Source organism: Phenylobacterium sp., assembly GCF_036821595.1.
Taxonomy (GTDB): Bacteria; Pseudomonadota; Alphaproteobacteria; order Caulobacterales; family Caulobacteraceae; genus Phenylobacterium.
On record NZ_DAISJG010000021.1, the window covers coordinates 1 to 11,995 of the forward strand.

Sequence of the window (11,995 nt, forward strand, 5' to 3'; positions counted from 1 at the left end):
GGTCGAGCCGCTCGGACACATAGGGGATCCCTCCCGCCGCGGCGGCGAGCGCCAGAAACATGAACAGCGCCAGGACCAGGCGCAGCGACGTCAGGATGTTCGGAAGGGACTTCATGGCCTCTCCAACGCATGGATCGTTCCTTAGGTACCCGGCGTAAGCTCCACCGTCTTCTGCTGTTTGTTGTAGAGGCAGATCCGTTTGTCGTTCCCCTCGATGAGAACCGCGATCCCGTAGTTCTGCGTGCCGACGGGATGCACGACCACCTTCGGCGACTTCATCCCCAGCCGCTGGGCGCGGTGCAGGCACTGCTTGCGCACGTCGGCCCGGAACTCCTCCCAGGCCACGGGCGAGCTGGCCGCCGCCTGGCCCGCCGACGCCAGCGCCAGCGCCGCCCCCAGGATCCCGATCCGCATCGAAGCCTCCTCAGGCCTTGTGGAAGAACGCATAAATGCGCTGGGCGAGCGGAAGGCTCACGCCTTCCACCTTGGCGAGGTCCTCGACCGAGGCGCGACTCACGCCCCGCGCGGAGCCGAAGGTGTGCAGCAGGGCGCGCTTGCGGCCGGGGCCCACGCCCTCGATCTCGTCCAGCGGGTTCTTCTTGAGGTCCATGGACCGGCGCGTGCGGTGGCTGCCGATGGCGAAGCGGTGGGCCTCGTCGCGCAGGCGCTGCAGATAATAGAGCACCGGCGACTTGGGCTCGAGCATGAAGGGCTCCTTGCCCGGCATGAAGAACCGCTCCAGCCCGGCGTCCCGGTCCGGCCCCTTGGCGACGCCGACCACGGCGATGTCGTCGACGCCCAGGTCGGCCATCACCTCCATGGCCGCGGCGAGCTGGCCCGCGCCGCCGTCGATCAGCACCAGATCGGGACGGACGGCCTCATTGCCCTCCTCCTCTTCCTTCACCAGCCGCGAGAAGCGACGGCGCAGGACCTCGCGCATCATGCCGTAGTCGTCGCCCGGGGTGAGCTCGGTCGAGCGGATGTTGAACTTCCGGTACTGGTTCTTCTGGAAGCCGTCCGGCCCGGCCACGATCATGCCGCCGACGGCGTTCGTGCCCATGATGTGGCTGTTGTCGTAGACCTCGATCCGCTCCGGCTGGCCCTCCAGGCCGAAGGCCTCGCAGACGCCCGCCAGCAGCTTCGACTGGGCCGAGCTCTCGGCCATCTTCCGCCCCAGCGCCTCGCGGGCGTTGGTGAGCGCATGCTCCACCAGCCCCTTCTTCTCGCCCCGCTGCGGCCGGCTGATCTCCACCTTGCGGCCGGACTTCTGGCAGAAGGCCTCGGCCAGCAGCTCCCCGTCGGCCGGCTCGATGTTGACCAGGATCACCTTCGGGATCGGCTTGTCGTCGTAGAACTGCCCGAGGAAGGCGCCCATGACGTCGGGGTCCTCGTCGCTCTTGTCCACGCGCGGGAAGTAGGCGCGGTTGCCCCAGTTCTGGCCCGCCCGGAAGAAGAACACCTGGACGCAGGCCTGACCGCCCTCGGCGTGCAGGGCGAAGACGTCCGCCTCGTCCACGGTCTCGGGGTTGATCTGCTGCTCCTGGGCGATGGAGGCCAGCGCCCGGATGCGGTCGCGCAGGCGCGCGGCGCGCTCGAACTCCATCTCGTCTGAGGCGGCCTGCATCTGCTCGGCCATGCTGGCCATCACCGCCCGGCTCTTGCCGCGCAGAAAGGCCTGCGCCTGGTCGACGAGGCCGTTGTAGTCCTCCAGGCTGACCAGCCCGGTGCAGGGCGCGGCGCAGCGGCGGATCTGGTGCAGCATGCAGGGCCGTGTGCGGGTCTCGTAGACGCTGTCCGAACAGGACCGCAGGAGGAAGGCCTTCTGCAGGGTGTTGAGCGTGCGGTTCACCGCCCAGGCGCTGGCGAAGGGGCCGAAGTACTCCCCCTTGATGGTGTGCGCGCCGCGGTGCTTGCGAAGCTGCGGCGCTTCGTGGTCCCGGCGGATGACGATCTCGGGGAAGCTCTTGTCGTCCCGAAGCAGGACGTTGAACCGCGGCTTCAGCTGCTTGATCAGATTGATCTCCAGCAGCAGGGCGTCGGTCTCGGTCTTGGTGGTGACGAACTCCATGGACCGCGTCTGGTCGACCATGAGGGCGATGCGCTGGGTGTGGAAGCGGCCCTGCGCGTACTGCAGCACGCGCTTCTTGAGCGAGCGCGCCTTGCCGACGTAAAGCACCTCGCCGTCCTCGCCGACCATGCGGTAGACGCCGGGGCGGTCAGGCAGGCGCTTGACCTCATCCTTGATCAGGGCGGCGCCCTTCAGGGGCGGGGTGTCGAGCATGGGTCACATATAGGGCGGTTCGGCCCGCATGGCAGCGCGGCGTTTGGAACGCGGCTTGGCCGTGGGCGTTCTGCGGTTTTCGGGGGAGGTGCGTCTGGATGCTCGCGGGTGAAGAGTTGACGACGCCGCCGGCCGCGACGGGCGACGCGCCCGATTTCACGGCGCTCTTCGACGTCCTTCCCAGCCCCTACATGATCCTCGACCGCGACTTGCGGTACGTGGATGCGAACCAAGCCTACTGCACGACCCTGGAGCGCCGGCGCGAGGACCTGATCGGGCGGCCGCTGTTCGAGCTTTTTCCCAATCCTGGCGAAAGCGGACGGCGGCTGAGGGACTCCTTCGAGCGCGTGCTGGAGACCGGCCGGCCCGACTCCATTCCCCTGATCCCCTACCCGATCGAGCGGCCCGTCAGCCGCGGCGGCGGGTTCGAGATGCGCTACTGGTCGGCGGCGCACGTGCCCCTGCTCGGGCCCGACGGCCGCACCCGATATATCGTCCAGAACACGGTCGATGTGACCGAGCTCCAGCGGCTCAAGGAGATGGCCTACGGCCCCGGCGGCGAGAGCTACCTCGCGCCCGCGCCCGGCGAGACGGACCTGCTGCAGCGCGCCGCGGAGGTCACCGCCCTCAACGCGGCCCTCACCCAGGAGACGCGCGGCCTGCGCGACCTCTTCATGCAGGCGCCCGGCTTCATGGCGGTGCTGACCGGCCCGGAGCTGACCTTCGCCCTGGTGAACAACGCCTACCAGCAGCTCATCGGCCACCGGCAGGTGATCGGCCGCAAGGTGGAGGACGCCCTGCCGGAGGTGCGCGGCCAGGGCTTCATCCAGCTCCTGCAGGGGGTGCTCGAGAAGCGCGAGCCCTTCATCGGCCAGGCGCTCAGCGTGCGGCTCCAGCGGACGCCCGGCGGAGCGCTCGAGGAGCGCTTCGTCGACTTCATCTATCAGCCCATCACCCACCCCGACGGCCAGGCGTGGGGCGTCTTCGTGGAGGGCAGCGACGTCACCGACCGGGTGCTGGCGGAGCGGCAGCAGAAGCTGCTGCTCGACGAGTTGAACCACCGGGTGAAGAACACCCTGGCCACCGTCCAGGCGATCGCCGCCCAGACCCTGCGCACCAGCCCCGACCCCGCCGCCTTCCGCGAGGCGTTCGAGGCCCGCATCCTGGCGCTCGCCGCCACCCACGACCTGCTTACCGCCACGAACTGGCGCAGCGCCGACCTGCGCGACGTGGTGCTGGTGGAGCTCAAGCCCTTCGGCCCCGAGCGCTACCGGCTGGAGGGGCCGGACGTAGCGCTCGCCCCCGCCGAGGCGCTGACGCTGGGCCTGTTGTTCCACGAGCTCGCCACCAACGCGGCCAAGTACGGGGCGCTCTCCGTGGCCGACGGCTGGGTGGACGTCCGCTGGACCGTGGAGGCGGGTCGGCTCGACCTCGGCTGGCGTGAGATCGGCGGGCCGCCCGTTTCGCCGCCGGGTCGCCGCGGATTCGGCTCCCGCCTCATCGAGCGCAGCCTGCGCGGGCAGATGGGCGGGGAAGCGGTGCTGGACTTCGCGCCGCAGGGTCTGGGCTGCGCAGTCAGCCTCCCGGTGAAGGGCGTCTAAGGCCGGCTGAGGAACTCCTCGAGCGCGGCGGCGAAGGCCTCGGGCTGGTCGAGCATGACGAAGTGCTGAGAGTCGGCGACCGGCTTCGGCGTTACGGTGGGGGCGGCGGCGTAGAGGGCCGGGTACAGCTTCTCCATCATGCCGGAAGGCACGTTGAGGGGCGTGTTGTCCGGATAGAGCAGGAGGATCGGCGTGCGGATCTCCCCCAGCCTGGGCCGCAGGTCGAGGACCATGTCCTCGTACATCATGCGCGCCACGACCTTGCGGTCACTCGCCGCGCCCCACTCCGCTACCAGGGTCCGCGTGGCTGCGTCCTTTGACATCCCCCGCATCTGCGGCTCCAGGTTGGCGGCGGTCGCGGACGACTTGGCCGAGATCATGGCGTCGCGCATCCGGGCCGCCATGGGCTTCACGCTCTCCGCCGTTGCCTTTGGATCCTGCATGCCCCCCAGGAACGGCAGCGCGTCGACCACCAGGGCCTTCTTCAGGACCTCGGGCCGGCGCTGCGCCAGGTCCAGGATCATCGTCCCGCCGAGCGAATGGCCGACGATGGTCGCGGGCGCGAGCCTCTGCTCCACAAGATAGGCGGCGATCGCGTCTGCGGTCGGGGCGAGCACCTCCCCCTCGGAGTTGGCTCGCGCGGGCTCGCCGGCGAAGCCCGCCACCTGGATCAGGTGCAGCCGGTGCGAGCGGCGCAGGCGTTCCGCGGTCGCCCGCCAGGTCGCTCGCGACGAGGCCAGACCGGGGATCAGCACGACGTCGGGGCCCGTTCCGATCACCTCCGCGCTGAACCTGTCCCGGATCACCATCTCCGAGTCGGCGAACAGGCGGTTGGGATCGGCCTGGGCCGCGGCCGGCCCGCCCAGCGCCACGACGGCGGCCAGGGTCATGAGGAACTTGCGCACGTTTGGTCTCCTAGAGGTTGGAGCCGACCAGCTTGGCCATGGCGTCCAGGTAGCGGATGAAGGCGGCGCGACCGCCGTCGGTGAGGCTCACCCGCGTGAGCGGCTTCTTGCCGACGAAGCTCTTGTCGATGGCCACGTAGCCGGCCTCCTCGAGCTTGCGCAGGTGGACGGACAGGTTGCCGTCGGTGGCCTGCAGTCGGGCCTTCAGTTCGTTGAAGTCGGCCACGCCGGCGGTGGAGAGGTAGGCCATGACACCCAGCCTCAACCGCCCATGGATGACTTCGTCGATGCCGCCGATGTCGAAGTCGTCGGCCATGGTCAGGCTGCCCGCTTCGCCTGGCGCATCAGGACCAGCCCAGGCGCGGCGAGCAGGGCCAGCAGGCCTAGGCCGAACAGCAGCCACATCATCGGCTGGTCCACGAACCAGGCCGCGGCCCCCGCGGTCAGGAAGGCGCCACCGGCCACCCCCTTCATCCACGCCTGGCGCATCAGCGTCGCCGCGACCAGCCAGGCGGCCCCGTAAAGCGCCATAAGGATGCAGGGGAAGACCGACATCAGGTTCGGGATCTGCAGCCGCCAGGTCACCACGCCCAGGCTGATCCCGATGACGAAAATCGCCCAGCCGACCGCCGACCAGGCCACGCCTGTGGCCACCTGATAGGGGCTGCCATCCCTCGGAACACCGCGCAGCAGCCAGAACAGCGCAGCCAGGTAGAGGACCGTGGCCGACAGGAAGACGGCCGCGTACATCCAGTTCTCCAGGGCGCCGGCGGCCAGCAGGCCCCAGACGGTCAGGCTGGCAGCGCCGTAGATGGCGCCTGCAGCCAGCAGGATGGAGCCTCCGACCATCGGCCGGTCACGGCCGGCCTCGGCCAGGCTGCGCATGAAGGCGATGTCGTCGCTCAGGTTCTGGTTTGGTTGGGCCATGTCAGCCGCTCCCTATGGACCGATGACAGCGTTCTACGAAAAGTACTTTGTGCTGTAAAGTTCTTTTGTGTGACATCATGCGGACGACGACGCGGCGCTTCGGGATCAGACCTTCACCGCTCCCGCTGCGATCTTCTCGAAGACCGCCTTGGTGAGCTTCACGTAGCCGCGCTTGGGATCGTGGAAGAACAGCGGGCCCTTGATCTTCGCCGGGTCGAAGCCGTCGGAGACGAGATCGATCTTGCGCACCTTGAAGGTGCCGGTGGTCTGCATCTCCGGCAGCAGGCGCAGGAACAGCGGCTGGGCGTAGGACGGCAGTTCGCGGGCCACGTGCTCGCCGAAGGCCTTGAGGTCGAACTCCGGCCCCACGACCAGCGCGGCCATGCCGGCGCGGCCGTCGGCCCCCGCGACCTCGACACCGTAGACATTGACCTCCTTTACGCCGGGTACGGCCTGCAGCCGCTCGGCCACCTCGTTGGTCGACACGTTCTCGCCCTTCCAGCGGAAGGTGTCGCCGATGCGGTCGATGAAGTAGAGATAGCCGTCCGAATCCGACTTCATCAGGTCGCCAGTGGCGAACCAGCGGTCGCCCTTCTCGAAGACGTCGCGGAGGACCTTCTTCTCCGAGGCGGCCTTGTCGACGTAGCCGGTGTAGTCGGTGCGCGCGTCGCCGCCGATCCTGCCGATGCACTCGCCGACCTGGCCAGGGCCGCACTCGATGCAGAAGCCATCGGTCCCGCGGATCGGCTGCTCGGTCTCCACGTCGAACTGGATCAGGCGCACGTTGAAGCGCTTGCGCAGCCACTTGGGCGCGCGGCCGATCGCCCCCTCCCGGCCGTCGAAGTTGAACAGGCTGACATTGCCCTCCGTGGAGCCGTAGAACTCCAGGATCTCGGGAATCCGGAAGCGGCGCTTCAGCTCCGGCCAGACGTCGGGCCGCAGGCCGTTGCCGAACGCCAGCCGGATCTTGTGCCGGGCCTCGTCGGGGTGTTCCGGCGCATTCACGAGGTAGCGGCAGAGCTCGCCGATGTAGACGAACATGGTGCAGCCCTCGGCGAGCACCTCCTCCCAGAAGTGGCTGGCCGAGAACTTCCGCCGAAGCACCACCGAGCCGCCGTTGAGCAGGGCCGCACCGAGCGCGCATAGCCCGCCTGTGGCGTGGTAGAGCGGCAGGCTCACGTAAATCCGGTCGCTGGCCTTCGCTCCCGTCGAGCCCGCGAAGCCGCGCATGTAGAGCTGGGCCCGGACATGGGTGATCCGGGCGGCCTTGGGCAGGCCCGTGGTGCCGGAGGTGAAGATCAGCAGCGCGGTGTCGCGCGCCTTCATGTCCTCGCGCACGCTGCGGTCGGGCGGCAGCATGCTGCAGCTCTTCAGCGCCTGGACGAGGTCGCGCTGGTCGCCGTGCACGGGCCCAAGCACCCACTGCTGCAGCGTGCGCTCGAGCAGCGGCCGGGCCGCCTCGAACACCGGCGAGGTCTCGGAATCCACCACCACATGGTTCGCCTGGCTGATGTTAAGGCAGTGGGCGAGCGGCAGACCGGCAAGCTGGTTGTTGATCAGGGCGGTGACCACCCCGATCTTCGACAGACCGTACCAGACGCAGAAGTACTCCAGCCGGTTGGGCATGAAGAGCGCCACCGTCTGCCCGCGCCGGATGCCGAGCCCCTTGGCCCAGTGGGCGAAGCGGTTGGCGATGGCGTCCATCTCCGCATAGGTGACGGTGCGTCCCTCGAAGGTGATCGCCGGCCGCTCGCGCCAGCGCTCCACCGCCGCCTGCAGGTCGTCGCAGATCAGGTTGTCCGAATCGGGCGCGATGGACTTCACCCGTCCCAGCGTCCGATTAAGCCCGCGCAGAAAACGCCACTCGCGCTGGAGCCTTGCCTTAAGGCGCATCCCGTCCTCCGACCTGAGGCGCGAGCTTGGCGGCGGCCTGGGCGGCCGGTCAAGGAAAGGCGGGGGCGCCGATGGTCACATCTGTTACGCGCGGCGCCGGCGCCACAGCGGCGCGCGCCCCGGCGGTGTAGGGTGGGGCATGACCGGTCTTCCCCGCGCGATCCTGTTCGACCTCGACGAGACGATCATCTCGTTCGGCCGGCGGCCCCTGCTGCTCCTGGAGGTGGCCGAGACCTTCGGCTCGGACCTGGGCGACGCCACGCCGCAACAGATCGCCGAGGCGATGGAGGCCAGGTTCCGCTGGTTCTGGTCCGACGAGAACCGCCACCGGCAGTGGCGCTTCCGCCTGGAGGCGGCGCGGATCGAGGTGGCCCGGCTGGTCTTCCGCGACCTCGGCGCCCCCGCCGGCCTCGCCCGCCCTTTTGCGGAGCGCTTCCACGCCTACCGCGAGGCGCAGGCGGCCTTCTTCCCGGGCGCCCTGGAGGCGCTCGACACCCTGAAGGCGCGCGGCGTGCGCCTCGCCCTGGTGACCAACGGCGACGCAGCGCCCCAGCGGGCCAAGGTGGAGCGGTTCGAGCTCGCCCCCCGCTTCGACCACGTGCAGATCGAGGGCGAGCATGGGTTCGGAAAGCCCGAAGAGCGCGCCTACCTCCACGCCCTGCAGGCGCTCGGCGTCGGTCCCCGGGACGCCTGGATGGTCGGCGACAACCTGGAGTGGGAGGTGGCGGCGCCCCAGCGGATGGGCATCTACGCCATCTGGCACGATCACCTGGGTGAGGGCCTGCCGCCCGACAGTCCGGTGCGGCCCGACCGCATTATCCGCTCCATCGCCGAGCTTGTAGAATAAGGCCATTCCACGGCGACGCTCGCCAGATTCCCGCCGCCTTGGCGGAGACGATGTAGGCATTCACAGCGCCACGTCTCTGTATTTCAAGACTAACCCGATCCGCCATTCCTGATGACTTTGATCCGGAGAGCAGGTGGATAGTCTAGAATAGCCAAGCTGAATGATCACGATTGCGGAACCGGCTGCGCCGTGCCGGGTTTCCACCTCCACAGATTTCCTGGAGGGACTGAGCATGTCCATGAATCAAACCCCGTCCTCGCGCACCGGCGACTCTGTCCTGGATGCGCCGCTCGACCGCCCGATCACCGGCGCCGCCGTGTCCGGCCCGAATCCGCTAGACGCGCCGCTCGACAAGCCGGCCGCCGTCGCGGCCGGCGCAAACCCGCTCGATCGCCCCATCGCCACGCGGGCCACCACCGCCTCCACCGTCAATCCGCTCGACGCGCCGGTCACCACGACGCGGCCGATGACCGAGCCGCGCACCTTCGTGGAGCCGGAGCGGATCGAGCCGGCCCATGTGGAGCCGGCGAACCGCACCCAGGCCGGTTACGTCGAGCCGACGCGTGCGGAGACCGTCCACACGCGTGAGCCCGAGCCGATGGCGGCGCCGGCCGCCCGCACCACGTCCGCAGCCAAGAAGTCCAGCCTTCCGGCGGCCGCGCTCGCCGCGGGCGTCGTCGCCCTGGGCGGTCTGGCCGCCGCGGGCTGGTACGCCAGCCAGCCGCAGGACACCGGCGTGGCCGAGCTTGCGCCGGGCGAGCCGACAGGGATGGCCGCCGCGGCCGGCCCGACCATGGCCGCCCCGGCTCCGATGGAGATGGCCGCCAACACCGCCGCCCCGCCGGTGACGCCGGCCGCCCCGGCGGCGACCGCCCCGGCGGCGACCGCCCCGGCCGAGCGCAGCACGCCCGTCGCGCGCAGCACGGCCCGCAGCACGACGGCGGCCACCGCCCGGACCCGCCCCGCCGCCACGGCCCCGGCGGCTGACGACGTCGGCGTGAACGCCAGCACGACAGCGACCCTGCCGGGCGGCCCGGTGCCCTACTCCACGCTGAGCGGCTCGACCGCGGTCACGACACCTTCGGCCGCCGCCGACATGCCGCCGGCCGTCACGCCCACGCCCACCGCCCCGCCGGCCATCGACCTGGCGCCGGTGGAGCCGGTCCCGGCGCCGAGCGCCAGCCCGACGACCGAGACCACGCCGGACGCGACGCCGCTCGAGGCGACCCCCCAGCCGTAACCCCTTCCGTTGGGGACCAAGAGAAGGGCGGCTCCCGCAGGGCGCCGCCCTTTTCACTTGGGGCTCAGCGCCATGTCAGGCCTCCACCGCTTCGACGGCGACCACTCGCGGCCGTCCGTCGGCTCCGCTCCAACTGAAGGTGGCGCCGGCGCAGAGGCCGAGCAGCGCCGCCCCCACCGGGGAGAGCACGGAGAGCCGCCCGGCGTCGATGTCAGCCTGGTCCGGGCAGACGAGCGTCACCCGCCGGGTCTCGCCGGAGGTGAGGTCGCGATAGGTTACGGCCGAGCCCAGCCGCACGAAGCGCTGCGGGGCCTCGTCGGCGCGGACCACCACGGCGCGGTCCAGCTCGCGGCCCAGGAGCTCGGCCCCCAGGGTGCGGCCAAGGCCCGCCAGATTGGCGAGCCGCTCGTAGTCCGCCTCGGTCACATAGACGGGGGGAGATTTCAGGTCTTGGGCCAGCATGGCTGGGGCTCCTTCGATCGGGATCCGGAAGCCGCGACGCGCGCAGGCGCTCGCCTGCGCACAGCTGTCGCTGGGCGGAATCCAGTTGTCATGAAGTCCCGCGCGCCGGAACCCGGTCCGCCGCGAGGGAGTCTCGTGATGTGAGGGTGGTTTTTTCTCGAATTCCCCGAGCCCGGCTCTCAGGCTCTACATGGGCTCGGGGTCAGCCGCCTGCGACGACACGCCCGGCGTGGCAGGTTCGACGCAGAATGTTGGCCGAGTTGGACATGCTGCATTGAAGATGGGCCTCGCCGGCCGGGAAGTCAAACGGCGGCGGTTCCGTCTGGCGCGGTCGCGCGTTAGACCAGAGCCATGGCGGTCGCATTCACCAAGGAAGAGGACTACGAGGCCCAGGCGGCGGACCTGCCGGACCGGCCGGTCTCGGCGCACGCCAACCTGGTCACCGCCTCGGGGCTGGCGGCCATCGAGGCCGAACTGACCGCCGCGCGGGCGGCCTATGCGGCGGCCCAGGCCGAGGGGGGCATCAGCGCCGACCGCACGGCCATGGCGCGGGCGACCCGCGACCTGCGCTACTGGTCGTCGCGCCGCGCCAGCGCCCAGCTCACCGAACCCGAGCCGGAGCCCGGCAAGGCGCAGTTCGGCCGCACGGTGGAGATCGAGCGCGAGGACGGCCGCACCCAGCGCTTCCGCATCGTCGGCGAGGACGAGGCCGACCCGGCGAAGGGCAGCGTCAGCTACGTCTCGCCCCTGGCCCGCGCCCTGCTCGGCAGGGTCGTGGGCGACGTGGCGGAAGTGAACGGCGCCGAGGTGGAGATCATCGCCGTCGACTGAGGCCCCGGTTGCGCCGGACGCCGGACCCAGCTGCTATTCTGCCTGCGCGACTCAAGAGGAACGCAGCCGTGCGGTACGAGGCCGAATGCGAGCTGTGGCTGTGGCCGGGGGAGAAGGCCGCCTGGCATTTTGTCACCCTGCCCGCCGAGACCGCCGCGGGCGTGCGCGCCCTGGTCGGGGGACGGACGCGCGGCTGGGGCTCGGTGCGTGTCGAGGCGACCATCGGGAAGACCTCCTGGCGCACCTCGATCTTTCCGGATTCGAAATCGGGCTCCTTTCTGCTGCCGGTGAAGGCGCAGGTGCGAGCGCGGGAGAGCGTGGCCGCCGGTGACCGGGTGCGGCTCTCGGTGGAGATCCTGCTCTAGGCGTTCAGCGTGAAGAGCTCGCGGCCGAACTCGTGGACGACCACGGACTTAGACTGCCGCTCGGCCAGGCGACGCCGCAGCGCCGTCACGAGCTCCGCGTCATTGGCGCACGTCAGGGCCTCGAACGCCGGCGGGGCTTGCTCGTCGTCCTGGAAATAGAGCTCGTAGGTCTTATGCATCACGTTGAAGAAACACTGCTTTCAGGCGAACAGCGGGCTTCCTGCCAGACCGGGCGGAAAACCGCACCCTGTGGAAAGTACGTAAGCGAAGCATCGGCGGGCCCGGGTTCGTGCGCGCCCGTGCCGCATGGCGGACCCTCGCGCCCGGCGGCTATTTCTCGGCCCTGCACCATCGTCTCGTCTGGGTTGGATTGAGGGCGTCACGTCATGAACTTCACGTCGAAGGAAGCGGCCGAGTGGGGCTCGGCGGTCCTGGTGTTCGCCTCGGGCGGCATGGCCGGGCACTACGCCTCCCTGGGCATGAGTCCGGTCCAGTGGATGGGCGCGGCCGCCGCGGTGCTGGGTTCGGTGACCCTGGCGGTGTGCGTGCGGGTGTGGCCGGCCGCCGAGAAGGCCAAGGCCGAGCAGCGCGACTGATCCCGCGCTGAGCAACCGCGAGGAAAGGCCCGCCCGCGCGGGCCTTT

At 70.0% G+C, this 11,995-nt stretch carries 14 protein-coding genes and 1 pseudogene; 6 read left to right on the forward strand and 9 right to left on the reverse strand.

The window, feature by feature from the left end; translation table 11 throughout:
• From V7Z97_RS11405 to uvrC, 3 genes and pseudogenes are all read right to left on the reverse strand, one after another.
• A pseudogene (locus V7Z97_RS11405) lies at positions 1-115 on the reverse strand (CDP-diacylglycerol--glycerol-3-phosphate 3-phosphatidyltransferase); the annotation flags it as partial.
• Positions 116-141: 26 nt separating this feature from the next.
• A complete protein-coding gene (locus V7Z97_RS11410; protein WP_334163546.1) occupies positions 142-414 on the reverse strand; it encodes a hypothetical protein in 273 nt (90 codons plus the stop codon).
• A 10-nt stretch (positions 415-424) separates the two neighbouring features.
• Complete coding sequence (gene uvrC, locus V7Z97_RS11415) at positions 425-2,281, reverse strand: excinuclease ABC subunit UvrC (RefSeq protein ID WP_334163547.1); 1,857 nt, start codon at positions 2,279-2,281, stop codon at positions 425-427.
• Positions 2,282-2,379: 98 nt separating this feature from the next.
• Between uvrC and V7Z97_RS11420 the strand changes: the two genes are divergently transcribed.
• Positions 2,380-3,882, forward strand: coding sequence for a sensor histidine kinase (locus V7Z97_RS11420; RefSeq protein WP_334163548.1), 1,503 nt, complete (start codon positions 2,380-2,382; stop codon positions 3,880-3,882).
• Here V7Z97_RS11420 and V7Z97_RS11425 read toward each other — a convergent pair.
• The 4 genes from V7Z97_RS11425 to V7Z97_RS11440 form a co-directional block, all read right to left on the reverse strand.
• Positions 3,879-4,787, reverse strand: a complete 909-nt coding sequence (locus tag V7Z97_RS11425; protein ID WP_334163549.1) for an alpha/beta fold hydrolase — start codon at positions 4,785-4,787, stop codon at positions 3,879-3,881. The genes V7Z97_RS11420 and V7Z97_RS11425 overlap by 4 nt on opposite strands.
• Positions 4,788-4,797: 10 nt before the next feature.
• Positions 4,798-5,103, reverse strand: coding sequence for a winged helix-turn-helix domain-containing protein (locus V7Z97_RS11430; protein WP_334163550.1), 306 nt, complete (start codon positions 5,101-5,103; stop codon positions 4,798-4,800).
• A 2-nt stretch (positions 5,104-5,105) separates the two neighbouring features.
• Positions 5,106-5,714, reverse strand: a complete 609-nt coding sequence (locus V7Z97_RS11435) for a hypothetical protein (protein ID WP_334163551.1) — start codon at positions 5,712-5,714, stop codon at positions 5,106-5,108.
• A gap of 105 nt (positions 5,715-5,819) precedes the next feature.
• Positions 5,820-7,607, reverse strand: coding sequence for a long-chain-acyl-CoA synthetase (locus tag V7Z97_RS11440; RefSeq protein ID WP_334163552.1), 1,788 nt, complete (start codon positions 7,605-7,607; stop codon positions 5,820-5,822).
• 139 nt (positions 7,608-7,746) lie between these two features.
• Here V7Z97_RS11440 and V7Z97_RS11445 point away from each other — a divergent pair, with 139 nt between their 5' ends.
• Both V7Z97_RS11445 and V7Z97_RS11450 read left to right on the forward strand, forming a co-directional pair.
• Positions 7,747-8,454 carry an HAD family hydrolase gene (locus V7Z97_RS11445; protein ID WP_334163553.1) on the forward strand — a complete coding sequence of 236 codons (708 nt, stop codon included), beginning with the start codon at positions 7,747-7,749 and terminating at the stop codon, positions 8,452-8,454.
• 232 nt (positions 8,455-8,686) lie between these two features.
• Positions 8,687-9,694, forward strand: coding sequence for a hypothetical protein (locus V7Z97_RS11450; protein ID WP_334163554.1), 1,008 nt, complete (start codon positions 8,687-8,689; stop codon positions 9,692-9,694).
• 75 nt (positions 9,695-9,769) lie between these two features.
• Here the strand turns inward: V7Z97_RS11450 and rnk are convergent, their stop codons facing one another.
• A complete protein-coding gene (rnk, locus tag V7Z97_RS11455) occupies positions 9,770-10,156 on the reverse strand; it encodes a nucleoside diphosphate kinase regulator (protein WP_334163555.1) in 387 nt (128 codons plus the stop codon).
• Positions 10,157-10,507: 351 nt separating this feature from the next.
• Here rnk and greA point away from each other — a divergent pair, with 351 nt between their 5' ends.
• Together greA and V7Z97_RS11465 are read left to right on the forward strand one after the other, a co-directional pair.
• Positions 10,508-10,987, forward strand: a complete 480-nt coding sequence (gene greA / locus V7Z97_RS11460; RefSeq protein WP_334163556.1) for a transcription elongation factor GreA — start codon at positions 10,508-10,510, stop codon at positions 10,985-10,987.
• A 68-nt stretch (positions 10,988-11,055) separates the two neighbouring features.
• Positions 11,056-11,352, forward strand: a complete 297-nt coding sequence (locus V7Z97_RS11465) for a DUF1905 domain-containing protein (RefSeq protein ID WP_334163557.1) — start codon at positions 11,056-11,058, stop codon at positions 11,350-11,352.
• On the opposite strand, the gene V7Z97_RS11470 is transcribed toward V7Z97_RS11465, so the two are convergent.
• Positions 11,349-11,531 carry a hypothetical protein gene (locus tag V7Z97_RS11470; protein ID WP_334163558.1) on the reverse strand — a complete coding sequence of 61 codons (183 nt, stop codon included), beginning with the start codon at positions 11,529-11,531 and terminating at the stop codon, positions 11,349-11,351. The two genes, V7Z97_RS11465 and V7Z97_RS11470, sit on opposite strands and share 4 nt — an antisense overlap.
• A gap of 207 nt (positions 11,532-11,738) precedes the next feature.
• On the opposite strand from V7Z97_RS11470, the gene V7Z97_RS11475 reads away from it, so the two are divergent.
• Positions 11,739-11,948 carry a hypothetical protein gene (locus tag V7Z97_RS11475; RefSeq protein ID WP_334163559.1) on the forward strand — a complete coding sequence of 70 codons (210 nt, stop codon included), beginning with the start codon at positions 11,739-11,741 and terminating at the stop codon, positions 11,946-11,948.
• The last annotated feature ends 47 nt before the right edge of the window (positions 11,949-11,995 follow it).